Origin of the sequence: Janthinobacterium amylolyticum, from assembly GCF_051380655.1 — a bacterium.
Lineage (GTDB): Bacteria > Pseudomonadota > Gammaproteobacteria > Burkholderiales > Burkholderiaceae_D > Janthinobacterium.
Map to the genome: position 1 here is coordinate 442186 of NZ_JBNYXL010000002.1, position 16370 is coordinate 458555.

General features: G+C 64.3%; 15 protein-coding genes. 11 read left to right on the plus strand and 4 right to left on the minus strand.

What is annotated here, in order from left to right:
• The first annotated feature begins 48 nt into the window (after positions 1-48).
• The 3 genes from ACQ4WR_RS05570 to ACQ4WR_RS05580 all read left to right on the plus strand — a co-directional run bounded on the left by ACQ4WR_RS05570 (position 49) and on the right by ACQ4WR_RS05580 (position 4196).
• Complete coding sequence (locus ACQ4WR_RS05570) at positions 49-1437, plus strand: ethanolamine ammonia-lyase subunit EutB (RefSeq protein ID WP_436485831.1); 1389 nt, start codon at positions 49-51, stop codon at positions 1435-1437.
• A 70-nt stretch (positions 1438-1507) separates the two neighbouring features.
• On the plus strand, positions 1508-2950 hold the full coding sequence (locus tag ACQ4WR_RS05575; RefSeq protein WP_436485833.1) for a pyridoxal phosphate-dependent decarboxylase family protein: 1443 nt from the start codon (positions 1508-1510) through the stop codon (positions 2948-2950).
• A gap of 13 nt (positions 2951-2963) precedes the next feature.
• Positions 2964-4196: an ATP-grasp domain-containing protein gene (locus ACQ4WR_RS05580; RefSeq protein WP_436485835.1), complete on the plus strand. Its 1233-nt coding sequence runs from the start codon at positions 2964-2966 to the stop codon at positions 4194-4196.
• Here the strand turns inward: ACQ4WR_RS05580 and ACQ4WR_RS05585 are convergent, their stop codons facing one another.
• On the minus strand, positions 4197-5132 hold the full coding sequence (locus ACQ4WR_RS05585; protein WP_436485837.1) for a hypothetical protein: 936 nt from the start codon (positions 5130-5132) through the stop codon (positions 4197-4199).
• Between the two features lie 84 nt (positions 5133-5216).
• Here ACQ4WR_RS05585 and eutC point away from each other — a divergent pair, with 84 nt between their 5' ends.
• Positions 5217-6083 carry an ethanolamine ammonia-lyase subunit EutC gene (gene eutC, locus ACQ4WR_RS05590; RefSeq protein ID WP_436485838.1) on the plus strand — a complete coding sequence of 289 codons (867 nt, stop codon included), beginning with the start codon at positions 5217-5219 and terminating at the stop codon, positions 6081-6083.
• On the opposite strand, the gene tsaD is transcribed toward eutC, so the two are convergent.
• The gene (gene tsaD / locus ACQ4WR_RS05595; protein WP_436485840.1) at positions 6080-7120 is read right to left on the minus strand and encodes a tRNA (adenosine(37)-N6)-threonylcarbamoyltransferase complex transferase subunit TsaD; all 1041 of its coding nucleotides are present in this window, start codon (positions 7118-7120) and stop codon (positions 6080-6082) included. The genes eutC and tsaD overlap by 4 nt on opposite strands.
• 212 nt (positions 7121-7332) lie before the next feature.
• On the opposite strand from tsaD, the gene ACQ4WR_RS05600 reads away from it, so the two are divergent.
• Positions 7333-7740, plus strand: coding sequence for a nitrite reductase (NAD(P)H) small subunit (locus ACQ4WR_RS05600; RefSeq protein WP_146012346.1), 408 nt, complete (start codon positions 7333-7335; stop codon positions 7738-7740).
• Between the two features lie 418 nt (positions 7741-8158).
• Here the strand turns inward: ACQ4WR_RS05600 and ACQ4WR_RS05605 are convergent, their stop codons facing one another.
• On the minus strand, positions 8159-9220 hold the full coding sequence (locus ACQ4WR_RS05605) for a 3-deoxy-7-phosphoheptulonate synthase (protein WP_102294162.1): 1062 nt from the start codon (positions 9218-9220) through the stop codon (positions 8159-8161).
• Between the two features lie 151 nt (positions 9221-9371).
• Entirely contained in the window at positions 9372-10049 is a 678-nt protein-coding gene (locus ACQ4WR_RS05610) for a hypothetical protein (protein ID WP_102294163.1), read from the minus strand.
• A gap of 160 nt (positions 10050-10209) precedes the next feature.
• On the opposite strand from ACQ4WR_RS05610, the gene ybiB reads away from it, so the two are divergent.
• From ybiB to dnaG, 6 genes are all read left to right on the plus strand, one after another.
• Positions 10210-11202, plus strand: a complete 993-nt coding sequence (ybiB, locus tag ACQ4WR_RS05615) for a DNA-binding protein YbiB (RefSeq protein ID WP_436485842.1) — start codon at positions 10210-10212, stop codon at positions 11200-11202.
• 56 nt (positions 11203-11258) lie between these two features.
• A complete protein-coding gene (locus ACQ4WR_RS05620; protein WP_436485844.1) occupies positions 11259-12473 on the plus strand; it encodes a BaiN/RdsA family NAD(P)/FAD-dependent oxidoreductase in 1215 nt (404 codons plus the stop codon).
• 150 nt (positions 12474-12623) lie between these two features.
• Positions 12624-13235 (plus strand): FxDxF family PEP-CTERM protein, encoded by a 612-nt coding sequence (locus ACQ4WR_RS05625; protein WP_436485846.1) that lies wholly within the window; start codon positions 12624-12626, stop codon positions 13233-13235.
• Between the two features lie 158 nt (positions 13236-13393).
• Positions 13394-13606 carry a 30S ribosomal protein S21 gene (gene rpsU / locus ACQ4WR_RS05630; RefSeq protein ID WP_008451879.1) on the plus strand — a complete coding sequence of 71 codons (213 nt, stop codon included), beginning with the start codon at positions 13394-13396 and terminating at the stop codon, positions 13604-13606.
• A gap of 196 nt (positions 13607-13802) precedes the next feature.
• A complete protein-coding gene (locus tag ACQ4WR_RS05635; RefSeq protein ID WP_102294167.1) occupies positions 13803-14255 on the plus strand; it encodes a GatB/YqeY domain-containing protein in 453 nt (150 codons plus the stop codon).
• Between the two features lie 132 nt (positions 14256-14387).
• Positions 14388-16184 carry a DNA primase gene (gene dnaG / locus ACQ4WR_RS05640; protein WP_102294168.1) on the plus strand — a complete coding sequence of 599 codons (1797 nt, stop codon included), beginning with the start codon at positions 14388-14390 and terminating at the stop codon, positions 16182-16184.
• The last annotated feature ends 186 nt before the right edge of the window (positions 16185-16370 follow it).

Here is a 16370-nt window from a genome sequence, read left to right on the forward strand (position 1 = left end):
AATGCTCCGGGGTCAGACCCGGCGGGTCTGACCCCACAGGAGAAATCCATGCCCCGCTTCAGCCATACGATAGCCAGCCACACGCATACTTTCGCCAGCCTGAAGGAGCTGCTGGCGAAAGCCACGCCACCGCGCTCGGGCGATGTTCTGGCCGGCGTGGCCGCCGCCAGCGCGCAGGAACGGGTGGCGGCGCAGCTGGCGCTGGCGGACGTGCCGCTGTCGCTGTTCCTCAACGAAGCGCTGGTGCCGTATGAAGACGATGAAGTCACGCGCCTGATCATGGACAGCCACGCGCGCGCGGCCTTTGCACCGATCGCGCACCTGTGCGTGGGGAGTTTCCGCGACTGGCTGCTGGACGACGCGACGGATACGGTGCTGCTGGCGCAAGTGGCCGCCGGCATCACGCCGGAAATGGCGGCCGCCGTCTCGAAAATCATGCGCCTGCAGGACCTGGTGCTGGTGTCCCGCAAGTGCCGCGTCGTCACGGCCTTCCGCAATACCCTGGGCCTGGAAAACCGTTTGTCCACGCGGCTGCAGCCGAACCACCCGACGGATGACGCCACCGGCATCGCCGCGTCCATCCTCGATGGCCTGATGCTGGGCAGCGGCGACGCCGTCATCGGCATCAATCCCGCCACCGACAATGTGGCGCAAGTGGTGTCGCTGCTGCACCTGCTCGACGCCGTTATCGGCCAGTACCAGATTCCCACCCAGTCCTGCGTGCTCACGCACATCACCACCACGCTGGAAGCCATCCGCCGCGGCGCGCCCGTCGACCTGGTGTTCCAGTCGGTGGCGGGCACCGAGGCGGCCAACCGCAGCTTCGGCATCGATTTGTCCCTGCTGGCCGAAGGCCGGGCGGCGGCCCTGTCGCTGGGACGCGGCACCGTGGGCAGCAACGTCATGTATTTCGAGACGGGGCAGGGCAGCGCGCTGTCGGCCGGTGCCCACCACGGCATGGACCAGCAGACCTGCGAAGCGCGCGCGTATGCGGTGGCGCGCGCGTATCAACCGCTGCTGGTCAATTCCGTCGTCGGCTTCATCGGCCCCGAGTACCTGTACGACGGCAAGCAGATCATGCGCGCGGGGCTGGAAGACCATTTCTGCGCCAAGCTATTGGGCCTGCCCATGGGCTGCGACGTGTGCTATACCAACCACGCGGAAGCGGACCAGGACGACATGGACGCCTTGCTGACCATGCTGGGCGTGGCCGGCTGCAATTTCATCATGGGCGTGCCGGGCGCGGATGACATCATGCTCGGCTACCAGAGCACCTCGTTCCACGACGCCCTGTATGCGCGCCGCGTGCTGGGCCTGCGCGCCGCGCCGGAATTTGAAGCGTGGCTGGCGCGCATGCACATCACCGATAGCCAGGGCCGCCTGAGCGGCGCGCTGGCACCGGCCTTCCAGGCAGCCCTGGGGCGATTGCCGCTGTAAAACGGCGCAAATTACGCCCCGCGCGGGCGCGCCGGTGCGATAATCGGCGATCTTCCCCTCCGATACGATCATGCTGCCACCCGACCCCGATTCCCTCGATCCGCACGACTGGGACGCGTTCCGCGCGCAAAGCCACCGCATGCTCGACGACATGCTTGACTACGCACAGCAGATTCGCCAGCGCCCAGTGTGGCAGGCGGCGCCGGACAGCGCCCGCGCGCAATTTTCGCAGCCGTTGCCGCGCGCGCCGGGCGACCTGGCCGAGGCGCACGCCAGCTTCATGCACGACGTGCTGCCGTACGCCGTCGGCAATGTGCATCCCGGCTTCATGGGCTGGGTACATGGCGGCGGCACCCCTGTCGGCATGCTGGCCGAGATGCTGGCGGCGGGGCTGAACGCGAACGTGGGCGGGCGCAGCCAGATGCCGGTGGAAGTGGAGCGCCAGATCGCCCGCTGGATGGGGGAACTGTTCGGCTTTCCAGAGTCGGCCAGCGGCGTGTTCGTCACGGGCACCTCGATGGCCAACCTGATGGGCGTGCTGGTGGCGCGCACGCAGGCGCTGGGCGTGGCGGCCCGCCAGGATGGCTTGCAGGGCGCGCCGCTGGTGGCCTATACCTCGGCCGCCGCGCATGGCTGCATCGCGCAGGCGATGGATCTGTCGGGCCTGGGCACGGCTGCCTTGCGCCGCATCGCCGTCAATCACCGGCAGCAGATCGACGTTGCCGCGCTGGCGCAGGCGATCGCCGCCGACCGCGCGGCGGGCCTGCTTCCCTTCTTCATCGCCGGCACGGCCGGCACCGTCGACACGGGCGCCATCGATGATTTATCCGCGCTGGCGGCGCTGGCCGCGCGCGAGCAGCTGTGGTTCCACGTGGATGGCGCGTACGGCGCGCTGGGCATGCTCTCGCCCCAGATCGCCCACCTGCTGGCGGGCATCGAGCTGGCGGACTCGCTGGCGTTCGACTTTCACAAGTGGGGGCAGGTGCCGTATGACGCGGGCTTTTTGCTGGTGCGCGATGGCGCGCGCCACATGGCGGCCTTTGCCGCGCCGGCCGCGTATCTGCGGCGCGAGGCGCGGGGCCTGGCGGGCGGCTCGCCCTGGCCCTGCGATTTCAGCCCCGACCTGTCGCGCGGTTTCCGCGCCCTGAAAACCTGGTTCACCTTCAAGGTGCATGGCGCCGAGCGCATGGGCGCAGCCATCGCCCACACCTGCGCGCTGGCGCGCCATCTGGCCGAGCGCGTGCAAGCGACGCCGGAACTGGAACTGCTGGCACCCGTCACCCTGAACATCGTCTGCTTCCGCCACCGTGGCACGGCCAATGGCGACAGCGACGCCTTCAATGGCGAGATCGTCGCCGACCTGCACGAGTCGGGCATCGCCGCGCCGTCGACCACCACCATCGGCGGGCGCCTGGCCATTCGCGCCGCCATCGTCAACCACCGCACGCGCGCCGAGGATATCGACGCGCTGCTGGCGGGCGTGCTGCGCTTCGGCGCCGCGCGCCTGTCCTGAAAAGGAAGTCACCATGAACGATTTGCTGCACCATGCCGCCACGCCGTACGCGCCGCTGATCGGCCTGGCGCCCCTGATGCGCCGCGCCTTTTTGCAGGAAGATCTGGCGCCGCTGGGCGAAGCGCTGCTGGCGCGCGCGCAGGCGTATCCCGACGACGCGCACGCCTACCTGGATTTCTCCACCGTGCTGCAACTGAAAGGCGAACGCGAAATGGCGCTGGCCGTGCAGGCGCAGGCGATCGACTTGCAGCAGCTGTATGCGCTGCCGGCACAGGCGCCGCAAGCGGGACCCGGCATCCGCGTGCTGGTGCTGATGGGGCCAGGCGATTTGATGTCGAACACGCCCATCGAGTTCCTCGTCGAGCAGTCCGACGTGGCGCTCGACCTGCTGTATCTGACGGCGGACGGGCCTTTGCCGGAAGAAGTGCCGGACCACGACGTGCTGCTGGTGGGCGTGGCCGAATCGGACGCCAACCAGCCTTTGCTGGCGCTGCTGGCGCGATTCGTCGCGGACTGGCCGCGCCCTGTCGTCAACCTGCCGCAGCATATCGCGCATACCTCGCGCGATGGCCTGTGCGAAAAGCTGCACGATGTACCCGGCGTGGCCATGCCGCGCACGGCGCGCGTCAGCCGCGCGCAGCTGGCGGCGCTGGCCTCGGGCGAATTGCCGCTCGCCGCCGTGCTGCCCGGCGACACCTTTCCCCTGATCGTGCGGCCCCTCGGCTCGCACGCGGGCCACGACCTGGAAAAGATGGAACAGGCGGGCGACCTGCACGCTTATCTGCAGGCTGTCGACGCGGAACGTTTTTATATCGCCCGCTTCGTCGATTACCGCAGCGAGGATGGCCAGTTCCGCAAGTACCGCATCGTGCTGGTCGACGGCGCGCCGTACATCTGCCACTACGCTGTCTCCTCGCACTGGATGATCCATTACCTGAATGCGGGCATGGATGAAAGCGCGGCCAAGCGCGCCGAGGAAGCGCACTGCATGGCGCATTTCGAGCAGGAATTTGCGCGCCGTCATGCCGCTGCCCTGCGCGCCATCGACGCGCGCATGGGCATGCCCTACCTGGGCATCGATTGCGCCGAAACGCGCAATGGCGAGCTGCTGGTGTTCGAGGCCGACAACGCCATGATCGTGCACGCGATGGACGCCGAAGCACTGTATCCGTACAAGCGGCCTGTCATGCAAAAGGTGTTTGACGCGTTTCGCGCCATGCTGGCGCGGGCGGCCAGCGGCGGCTGATTAGCTACCGAGCAGTTGCTCCAGCAACTGGCGCTTGGCCGCGCTGCGCGGCGCGTTCCAGTAGCCGTCGAACTGCAGCAGCAGGGTGCTGCCCTGGAAAATGCGGATGCGCTGGGGCTGGCCCAGCATGACGGCGTGCACATAGCTGGCAAACGATTCGGCAAAGTCTTCATGCATGCTGGTGGCCGCATACAGGGTGGCGAAGTTCGCGCCCTGCAGCTGCGCATAGGCGTCGCGCATCTGGCAAGCCTCCAGGCGCGGCGCCTGGTAATACGCGATGTCCGCGCGCAGCGGGAAGTCGTTGTCGGGCAACGGCACCACCTGCAGCGCTGGCGTGATGCGCCAGGCCAGCGGCAGGTAGCGGTAGTCGTTGGCGCTGCGCATGGCCTCCGCCGCGTTCCACCACTCGGGCAGCAGGCCCCGGCCGGCGGCCAGTACATGACCGAATTCATGCAGCAGCAGGTATTGCAGCGCGCGCTGGCGGTTGTCGTCTGCCGGCGCGGCGATCTGCGCTTCCAGCCGATAGCCATGCTGCTGCGCGAAGGGCGTGTTTTCCTTCCACGTGGCCCAGGCGTTGGCCGTGCGCGCCTCGAACGCATCCACGTCGAGCGCCACCACCACGCCCAGGATCAGGCCTTCGCCGCTGACGACGATATCGCTGATGGCCGAGGAACCCAGCCCCCGCGCATAGCGCACGCCCAGCAGCACGCCGTCGAGCAGCGCCTGCACGGTGGCCGGCATGGCGGCCATCGCCGCACGCACGTCGGCATGAAAGCTGGCGTCCACCAGGGTGGAAGCGGGTTGCGCGGCGACGCCGGTGGCGGTGTTGACCTGCGCCACATGGGCGATGATTTCCTCCTGGGCGGGGCCCAGGCGGTCGAGCAGGGGTACATCGTATTGCTGGTCCCACTGCGCGGCATCGGCGGTAACTATCATGGCGTTCCTGGCGTGGTGAGTGGCGGTGATAAACTGGAATTTTGGCGCAGTGTAGCAAGGATACGCACGTACCGGGAGGCGGATATGGCGAAAAAGGACATCGACGCGGGCAGTGCCTGGCAAGCCTTGCGCCGGCATACGGCCGCGCGCATCGGCCTGGGGCGCAGCGGCGTGAGCGTGCGCACGGGCGCGCACCTGGCGTTCCAGCTGGCCCATGCCCAGGCGCGCGATGCCGTGCACCTGGCGCTCGATGGCATGGCGCTGTCGCGCGCATTGACGGAGCAGGGATTGGCCAGCGTGGCGCTGCACAGCGCGGCGGCCACGCGCAGCGACTACTTGCAGCGCCCGGACCTGGGGCGCCGGCTCGACGCGGCGTCGCGCGCGCTGCTGCTGGACAGCGGCGCCGGTGCCCCGGGCGTCGACCTGGCCCTGGTGGCAGCCGATGGCTTGTCGGCGCTGGCCGTGCAGCGCCACGCGGCGCCGTTCCTGGCCGCGCTGCGCGCACGGCTGGCGCTGGAAAACTGGACGCTGTCGCCGCTGCATATCGTGGCGCAGGGCCGGGTGGCCATCGGTGATGAAGTGGGAGAACTGCTGCAGGCGCGCGCCGTGCTGGTGCTGATCGGCGAGCGCCCGGGTCTCAGTTCGCCGGACAGCCTGGGACTGTATTTGACGTGGGCGCCGAAAGCGGGCTTGCTGGACGACAGCCGCAATTGCATCTCGAATGTACGCCCCGAGGGGCTGGCGTATGCGCCGGCTGCGTACCGGCTGCATTACCTGCTGTCGCAGGCATTTGCACGGCAGGTGTCGGGCGTGGCGTTGAAGGATGAGACGGTGGTGGAGGGTAGCGTGGTATTGCGACGGAATTTTTTGCTGGCGGAGCAAGACCCGATAGTAACGACCGGAGCCAGCCCCTCAGGGGCTGATCCCGGCCCTTCGCTTGAGGGTTTCTAGATTTCCCGGATTTCGTCCAGCGGCCAGCGTGGGCGCACATTGAACGAGTAGTCGTATTTTGCCGCGGCGGGATTGATCTGCAGGCGCATGGCGCCGGCAAAGGCGATCATGGCGCCGTTATCGGTGCAGAATTCCAGCTCCGGGTAATACACCTTGAAACGCTTCTTGGCGGCCGCCGCGTTGAGCGAGGCGCGCAGCTGCGCGTTGGCGCCCACGCCGCCGGCGATCACCAGGCGCTTCAGGCCCGTGTGCTTGAGGGCCGAGACGCATTTGGCCGTCAGCACTTCGACGATGGCGTCGACGAAGCCGCGCGCGATGTTCGCCTTGTCCTGTTCGCAGATATTCGCGATGACTTTTTCTTCGTGGTTTTTCACCACCGTCAACACGGCTGTCTTCAGTCCCGAAAAACTGAAGTTGAAATCCTTCGAGTGCATCATCGGGCGCGGCAGTTTATACGCCAGCGGGTCGCCGAATTCGGCCAGGCGCGAAATGGCGGGGCCGCCCGGATAGCCGAGGCCCAGCAGCTTGGCCGACTTGTCGAACGCTTCGCCGGCCGCATCATCGAGCGTTTCGCCCAGCATCGTGTACTGGCCCACGCCATCGACGCGCATCAGCTGCGTGTGGCCGCCCGAGACGAGTAGCGCGATGAAGGGGAATTCCGGCGGCTCCGACGCCAGCAGCGGCGACAGCAGATGACCTTCCAGGTGGTGGATGCCCAGCACCGGCTTGTTGATGGCCAGACCCAGGCTGCAGGCGACGGACGATCCGACCAGCAGCGCGCCGGCCAGACCAGGACCCTGCGTGTAGGCGATGGCGTCGATCTCGGGCAGGCTCACGCCGGACTTGGCCAGCGTTTCTTCCAGCAGCGGGATGGCGCGGCGGATATGGTCGCGCGACGCCAGTTCCGGCACCACGCCGCCATATTGCTCGTGCATGGCCACTTGCGAGTAGAGGGCGTGCGACAGCAGGCCGCGCTGCGTGTCGTACAAGGCCAGGCCGGTTTCGTCACAGGAGGATTCGACGCCAAGAACAATCATGAAGGTGCTAAATAGGGAGGAGTAATCCGCCATTGTAAAGGAAAGCCGGGTAGTCCACCGTGCGGCCGGCGCACCATTTCGGCGGCAGTGTGCACTTGCGCAGTGCGCCGTCGTGGCATTTTTGTCTCGATTGACTGCTTTTTATCGCCTGTTCCGGTACTGGCACCGCTCTTGCTTATGGATGCTTGTGCATTTTTCACGGGGAGCCAGCGATGCCAGAACAATGGAAAATGATTTGCCGCCTGAAGGATATGCCGCCAACGGGCGCGCGCATGGTGCAGCGGGGCCTGGCCTGGCAGGATTTGCCCGGCGTGGCGCTGTTCCGCGCCTTTGACGACACGGTGTATGCGTTGCTCGACACGGTGCCCTGCCTGGGCGGGCCGCTGGCGCACGGGGTGCTGATGGAGAAAAACCTGATGGGGCCGAAGAACAGCTGGATCATCGAGCTCGATTCGGGCCGCCTGGTGGCGCCCGTGCAAGGCCTGGCGCGCCTGTACGCCGTGCGTATCCTGGACGGACGCATTTACCTGGACATGAATGAATTGAACATCCCCGCCAGCAAGGCGGAACAGGCGCTGGCCGGCTCGTTCGCCGTGCTGCCGCATGTGCAGATGGCGTGATATGTTACGGGGCGGTGTCGGCTTACGCGCTGCGCGCTAAGCCGACCTACGCATTGACACAGCCAGTGAATTCGTAGGTCGGATTAGGCGCGCCGGGCCGTAATCCGACAACATCGTTGGCCGCGATTACGCCGGACGATTCAACAAATGCGCATGCGCATCGCGCAGCATGGTGGCCGTCGTGTCCCGGTCGATGCAGCCGTCGGTGACGCAGCAGTCGTAGGTCGGATTAGGCCCGCAGGGCCGTAATCCGACAACATCGTTGGCCGCGATTACGCCGGACGATTCAACAAATGCGCATGCGCATCGCGCAGCATCGTCGCCGTCGTGTCCCGGTCGATGCAGCCGTCGGTGACGCAGCAGCCGTAGGTCGGATTAGGCCCGCAGGGCCGTAATCCGACAACATCGTTGGCCGCGATTACGCCGGACGATTCAACAAATGCGCATGCGCATCGCGCAGCATGGTGGCCGTCGTGTCCCAGTCGATGCAGCCGTCGGTGACGGAGCAGCCGTAGGTCAGTTGCGACAGGTCTTGCGGGATCTTCTGGTTGCCGCCGACTATGTTCGATTCGATCATCACGCCCACCAGCGAGCGGTTGCCCTGGCGGATCTGGTTGACCACGTCGCCCATCACCAGCGGCTGCAGTTCCGGCTTCTTGTAGCTGTTGGCGTGCGAGCAGTCGACCACCAGGTTGGCTGGCAGCTTGGCCTTGGCCAGTGCCTGTTCGGCGATGGCGATCGAGACGGAATCGTAGTTCGGACGTCCGTCGCCGCCGCGCAGCACCACATGGCCGTACGCGTTGCCGCGCGTGCGCACGATGGCGACATTGCCTTCGCCGTTAATGCCCAGGAAGGAGTGCGGGTGCGCCGAGGACAAAATGGCGTTGACGGCGATGCTGATGTCGCCATCGGTGCCGTTCTTGAAGCCGACGGGCGTCGACAGGCCGGACGACATTTCGCGGTGCGTCTGCGATTCGGTGGTGCGCGCGCCGATGGCGGTCCAGGCGATCAGGTCGCCCAGGTATTGCGGCGAGATCGGGTCCAGCGCTTCGGTGGCGGTAGGCAGGCCCAGTTCGCACACGTCGAGCAGGAACTGGCGCGCCTTTTCCATGCCCTCGTTGACCTTGAAGGAATCATCCATGTACGGGTCGTTGATATAGCCTTTCCAGCCCGTGGTGGTCCGCGGTTTTTCGAAATACACGCGCATCACCAGCAGCATCGTGTCCTTGACTTCCTCTTGCAGCGCTTTCAGGCGGCGCGCGTAATCAAGGCCGGCGACCGGGTCGTGGATCGAGCATGGGCCGACGACGACGAACAGGCGCTGGTCCTTGCGGTCGATGATGTTGCGCAGCGCTTCGCGGCCGCGGCTGACGGTGTCGAAGGCGCTCTCCGACAGGGGCAGCTTGGCGTGCAGTTCGGCCGGTGTCGGCATGGGCGCGAAAGAGGTGACGTTGATATTTTCGATGTCTGGCGTATTCATGATTCTGGCTCGGCTTTCGCTATTGCGTTCTTTAAGAGGCAATAGTGTAGCGGAAATGCGGCCTGGCGGCGGCCGGCGCGGCAAAACGATGATGGCGCAGTGCTTTTTGCAACAGGCCCGCGCGCAGCCCGGCCTGTTGCACAGGGGGAATTTAATGACCGCTGGCGTTGCTGGCGGCAAAGGTGTAGCGGCCGATACGCTGCGGGCTGCCCAGCAGTTCCGGCGGCTTGGGCAGGCCAGGGTGGCGCCGCACATGCGCGAGGATGGCCGTTTCGTGCTGGCGGATCTGTGCGTCAAGGCAGGCGATCTGCTGGCGCAGCAGTTGGTGCAGGGCGATCTGGCCCGCATGGAAATGGCTTTCCAGGCGTGCGATTTCCTGCTTGCGCACCTGCTGCACGGCTTGCAGGCGGCGCAGCCACAGGCGCAGTTCCACGTAGGCGGGCGAGGGCGGCGTCCAGCGCGCGGGGCGCTCCGAAGCGCAATAGTGCGCCAGCACCACGGCGCCGCGCGCCGCGCCAGCGGGCAAGCCGCAGCTGTGCACATAGGCTTCCAGCGGACCGGGCTGCGCGTCGCAGACCAGCATGCCCATGCCGGCCAGCGCACGCGCGGCCGCTTCGCTGTTCGGGTCATCCAGGCGCAGGCAGACGCGCAAGCCCATCACCGGCACGTCGTTCTTTTGCAGCCAGCTGCGCAGCCAGCGGAAGCCGGCCAGGTCGTTTTCCAGCACCTTGCACAGCACGTCGCCGCTCGATATGAGCACGGCCTTGAGCAACAGCTTGCTCGTTTCGATGCCGACGAAGGCGGTTTCCTGTTTGATCGCGTGGTTCATGATGAGTCCTCCTGTGCAGTCATATACGCAGGGGCCGGCTGCCCGGATTCAGCACACCGGCACTTTTTGGCGGAAATATTTTTTGCCGCGACTGTTGCATAGTCGCCTTCCGTCGCCGCTAGCCTGGCTGCACAGGGAAAAATGCGTGTAAGCTGGCGCCATGACTACTGTTTCCATACCCCATACCGACGTGGCCGGTGAGCCATTTCCCGCCGCACGTTTCATCAAGGAAATAGGACGCGGCAAGAACGGCGCGCGCAGCATGACGCGCATGGATGCCCGCGCCCTGTACCGCGCCATGCTCGATGGCAGGGTCTCGGACCTGGAGCTGGGCGGTATTTTGTTGTCGATGCGCATCAAGGGCGAGTCGGTGGACGAGATCGCCGGTTTCCTCGACGCGGCAGAGGCCTCGTTTGCGCCGCTCGCCGCGCCGGTCGGCGCATTCGCCCCCATCATCATTCCCAGCTACAACGGCGCGCGCAAGATGGCCAACCTGACGGCCCTGCTGGCGCTGCTGCTGGCGCGCGCCGGCGCACCCGTGCTCGTGCATGGCGTTACCAGTGACCCGGGCCGCATTACCACGGCCGAGGTGCTGGCCGCGCTGGACGTATCAGCCTGCGCCGACCATACACAAGCCGAGGCCGCCATGGCGCGTGGCGAGGTGGCCTTTATGCCTATCGAGGCGCTGGCGCCGCGTCTGGCCTGGATGCTGTCGCTGCGGCGCGTGCTGGGCGTGCGCAATTCCACGCATACCCTGGTGAAAATCATGCAGCCGTTCGCTGGCCCGGCCCTGCGCCTGGTGTCGTACACGCATCCGGAATACCTGGAAATGCTCGGAGAATATTTCCTCACCGCCTCCCCACCGGCGCGCGGCGACGCCTTCCTGATGCGCGGTACGGAAGGCGAAACGGTAGCCAACGCCAACAAGGCGCAGCAGATCGACTGGTTTCACGGCATTGAGCGCACGCTGCTGGTGGAAAAGCAGTTGCAGGTGGACGATTTGCCGCACCTGCCCGCCGAGCGCGATGCGGCTACCACGGCTGAATGGATTGCCGCCGTGCTGCGTGGCGAGGTGCCGGTGCCGCCTTCCATCGCGGAGCAGGTCGGGCAATGCCTGATGGCGTCGCGGCAGATTGCAGCTCGGCCGCGCTAGCCGGGGCGCCGCGGTTTACAATGGCGTCTTTGTAATCAGCGGTGAGCGGAATTTTTATGGCAAAACAATTTGATGTGGCAGTGATCGGCGCGGGCGCGGCCGGCATGATGTGTGCGGCGGTGGCCGCCCAGCAGGGCAAGCGCGTGGTGTTGATCGATCACGCGGCCAAGCTGGCCGAAAAGATCCGCATCTCGGGTGGTGGGCGTTGTAATTTCACCAATATCAATGCCGGGCCGCTCAATTTCCTCTCGGAAAACCCGCATTTCTGCAAGAGCGCCTTGTCGCGCTACACGCCGCAGGATTTCCTTGCGCTAGTGAAAAAATACCGCATCGGCTACCACGAAAAGCACAAGGGCCAGCTGTTCTGCAATGAATCGGCCGAGCTGATCATCGACATGCTCAAGGATGAATGCGCCGCCGGCGGCGTGCACTGGCGCATGCCGTGCAAGATCGACAATGTTGCCCAGCAAGCGGATGGCGGTTTCCTGCTGCAGACGGACAGCGGCGACATCGAGACGGCCAGCATCGTCATCGCCACCGGCGGCCTGTCGATCCCGAAGATCGGCGCTACCGACTTTGCCTACCGCATCGCCAAACAATTTGCATTGAACATGGTCGAGCCGCGCCCTGCGCTGGTGCCGCTGACGTTTGACCCTGCCAGTTGGGCGCCGTTCGCGGAACTGTCCGGCATCGCCCTGGAAGTGGATGTGGAAACGGGCAGCCTGAAGGGCCGCAAGGCAACGGGCGCGCGTTTCCGCGAAGACTTGCTGTTTACGCACCGTGGCCTGTCCGGCCCGGCCATCCTGCAAATTTCCAGCTACTGGCTGCCGGGCGAGCCCATCATCATCAATCTGCTGCCGGAAGTGGACGTGGCGCAGACCTTGATCGAAGGCAAGGGCACCCTGAAGAAGCAGTTGGGCAATATCGTTGCCCAGTGGCTGCCGCAGCGCCTGGCCGACTGCCTGCTGGCCGTCAATGGCCTGGCGCCCGACGCGCGCATCGCCGACATGCCGGACGCGCAATTGCGCAAGCTGGGCCAGGCCATCAATGCCTGGTCCATCGTGCCCAACGGTTCCGAAGGCTACCGCAAGGCGGAAGTGACGCGCGGCGGCATCGACACGCGCGAGCTGTCGCAGCAGACCATGATGGCGAATAAAGTGCCGGGCCTGTATTTCATCGGCGAATCGGTGGACGTGACGGGCTGGCTGGGCGGCTACAACTTCCAGTGGGCGTGGGCCTCGGGCGTGGCGGCAGGAATTGCCCTGCAGTAATAGTTAGTTGCTGGGCGGCCTCAGCGTGTGATTATTGGTGATAATTTTCTTGACTTCAAGAACTGGATGTTAAATACTTGTCATGTAAATTGACTTTTAGATATTTTACATGCCTGATGGCAATTAAATTAACATTACCCTGGAGTCATCATGAAACGCCTGATCGCCGCCGCCGCAGTTGCCTTGCTCAGCACCAGCGCCTTCGCCAGCACCCCCGTGCTGAGCAATGGCGGTTTTGAAGATAACACCGTCGGTGGCGGCTACCTGTATGGCGACGTGGCGCCAGGCTGGAGCTTCACGGGCGGCGCCGGCGTGTCGGCCAGCTACACGGCCTGGAATGGCGTGGCGCAGGAAGGCAATGCTTTTGCCTTCCTGCAAAATACGTCCTCCATCTCGCAAAGCTTCGTCAGCACGGGTGCCGCCGACTACGCGTTCGCCTTCAACTTGGCGCTGCGCCCCGGCTACGACCAGGGCCAGGCCGTGACTGTCAGCCTGGACGGCACGCAGCTGGGCCTGTATGGCGTCAGCAGCACGGGCTGGACCAGTTTCAGCGTGAACGCACTCAACATCGGCGCCGGCAGCCATACCCTGAGCTTTGCCGGCATCAATCCGAACAATGCGCGCGATACCTCGGCCTTCCTCGATGGCGTCAGCATGAATGTCAGTGCCGTGCCGGAGCCGGGTACCTATGCCATGCTGCTGGCGGGCCTGGGCTTGCTGGGTTTTATGGCGCGCCGCCGCAAGGCAGGCGTGTCAGCGTAATCAGGTATACTGCTGCCTGGATGCGTGGTTTACGCCACAGCCAGGCAGCAATCTCAGGCTGCATGCCGCACGCAAGTGGGGAAGGGCCTTTCCTTTTCCAATAAAAGCTGCTACTATCTATCTCTTCCTATACACCACCTCAACGGTTTGAATTTTACATGACCACTATTCGCCTTAAAGAAAACGAGCCGTTCGAAGTCGCAATGCGTCGCTTCAAACGCACCATCGAAAAAACTGGTCTGCTGACCGAATTGCGCGCTCGCGAATTCTACGAAAAGCCAACAGCTGAGCGCAAGCGCAAGCTGGCAGCTGCTGTCAAGCGTCATTACAAACGCATCCGCAGCCAACAACTGCCGAAAAAATTATTCTAAGACTGTTCAATCAGAACCAACCCGGGTAGTACGGCGCCTTGTTCGCCACGGGTTTTGTTTTGATTCGCCTGGGGTTATACTTCAGATGAGTCGCATACCCGCTCCGGTTCGCCGCAGCGGGTTTTCGCTTTTGTGGCCCGTACTTATTTCTGGTCGCGCACGAGCACCGTTCCCACACTGACCAACGAGGATTGCCATGAGCTTGAAAGAACAAATTACCGAAGACATGAAAAACGCCATGCGCGCCAAGGAAGCGGGCAAGCTGGGCACGATTCGCCTGTTGCTGGCGGAAATCAAGCGCAAGGAAGTCGACGAGCGCATCGAAGTGACGGATGCGCACGTGACGGCCATCGTGGAAAAGATGATCAAGCAGCGCAAGGATTCGATCACCCAGTTCGAAGCGGGTGGCCGCGCCGACCTAGCCGATATTGAAAAAGCCGAGCTGGTGCATTTGATCGGCTACATGCCTGCCGGCCTGTCGGAAGAAGAAGTGGCCGCTGAAGTGGCTGCCGCCGTGGCCGCCTCGGGCGCAGCCGGTCCGCAAGACATGGGCAAGGTCATGGCCATCGTCAAGCCGAAGCTGGCTGGCCGCGCCGACATGACGGTCGTCTCGGCCCTGGTCAAGAAGGCATTGACGCCGGCTGCCTAAGCCGCATATAAAGTAACAAAGGCTGCCGGCCATCGCGCTGGCAGCCTCTCAACAGTCCACACGTTGACCTGGCTCAACATCAGGCCGCGTGCGGTAGTATAGTCTGACCTACAACAAGACCCGCCCTCGCCAGTGATACCTCAATCCTTCATTTCCGATTTGCTCAACCGCGTCGATATCGTCGATGTCGTGGGGCGCTATGTGCAACTGAAAAAAGGCGGCGCCAATTTCATGGGCTTGTGCCCGTTCCACAGTGAAAAGTCGCCCAGCTTTACCGTCAGTCCCACCAAGCAGTTCTATCACTGCTTCGGCTGTGGCGCGCATGGCACCTCGATCGGCTTTCTGATCGAGTATTCGGGCATGGGCTTCGTCGATGCCGTCAAGGACCTGGCGCAGAACGTGGGCATGGTGGTGCCGGAAGCGGACGATAAAATCCCGCCGGCCCAGCGCGCGCAGATCCAGGCGCAGAGCCTGGCGCTGTCCGATGCCATGACGCAGGCTTGCGATTATTACCGCGGGCAATTGCGCCACGCCCCGGAAGCCATCGCCTACCTGAAGAACCGAGGACTGACGGGCGAAGTGGCGGCCCGCTTCGGCATGGGCTTCGCGCCTGGCGGCTGGGACAACCTGCGTTCCGTCTTCCCCGACTACGACGTGGTGGCGCTGGCCGAGGCAGGCCTGGTGATCGACAAGGTCGATGAAGAGGGGAATAACCGCAAGCGCTATGACCGTTTCCGCGAACGCATCATGTTCCCGATCCGCAATACCAAGGGGCAGGTCATCGCCTTTGGCGGGCGCGTGCTCGACCATGGTGAGCCGAAATACCTGAATTCGCCGGAAACCCCCTTGTTTTCCAAGGGATTCGAACTATATGGATTGTTCGAGGCGCGCCAGGCCATCCGCGACGCCGGCTACGTGCTGGTGACCGAGGGCTATATGGACGTCGTGGCGCTGGCGCAAATGGGTTTCCCGCAGGCAGTGGCGACCCTGGGCACGGCGTGCACGCCCACCCACGTGCAAAAACTGCTGCGCCAGACGGACAACGTGATTTTCAGCTTCGACGGCGACAAGGCCGGCCGCCGCGCCGCGCGCCGCGCGCTGGAAGCGAGCCTGGCCCATGTGTCGGACAATAAAACCATCAAGTTCCTGTTCTTGCCGTCGGAACATGACCCGGACAGCTACATCCGCGCGTTCGGCGCCGAAGGTTTCGAGCAGCAGGTGCATGAAGCCATGCCGCTGTCGCAGTTCTTGTTGAAGGAAGTGTCAGGCGAGCATGACTTGTCGGAGCCGGAAGGGCGCGCCCGCGTGCAGTTCGACGCCAAGCCGCTGCTGCAACTGATGGCACCGTCGTCCCTGCGCCTGCAGATCGTGCGCGGGCTGGCATCCCTGACGCAGTCCACGCCGGCCGAGATCGAAGGCCTGTTCGAGCTGGCCAAGCCCGTGGCTGTGGCGCACAGGGCGCCGCCGAAGTCGGGCCGCCCCGTGCCTGTCGGGCTGGAATTGAAGATCATGCGCATGCTGGTGGCCCATCCGCCGCTGACCTTGCGCATCGACGAAGCGGCCCTGGCCGCCTTCCAGCACCTGGGGCCGGATGCGGCGCACAGCCTGGGCCAGTTGGTGGCCGTGGGCCAGGCGCTGGGCGAGCATGGCAGTTTTGCCGCGCTGGCGCAGCAATTGAAGGAGCTGGGCAGCGAATACGACGAGATCATCGGCGAGATCGCGGCCGGCACGGAATCCGATTACGACAGCGAATTGTCGTGGCTGGTCAGCACCATCCGCGAGATCAAACTGAATGCCTTGAAGGCGGAATTGCAGCAATTGTTTGCCTCGGGTTTGCCATCCGAGAAAATTGGTGTACGCTACCGCGAAATCACGCAGGAGCAGGGCGAGCTGGAGCGTCAGCGCGACGCCGAGTTGGTGAATCGCTAATCTTGCTGGATGGGTACGGTGGGCACTGGAAAAACATTTTTCGCGTGCTATAATTAAATGCTAAGTATTGTGTGCTTTGGCAAGCTAGTTCTGTTTCGTAAATAGTATTTGTTTTCAGTAAGTTAGGCTCTTGATCGGCGCAAAAGATCGTGTCGGCAGCCAGGGCCAACTGGCGTTTTCGGCGTG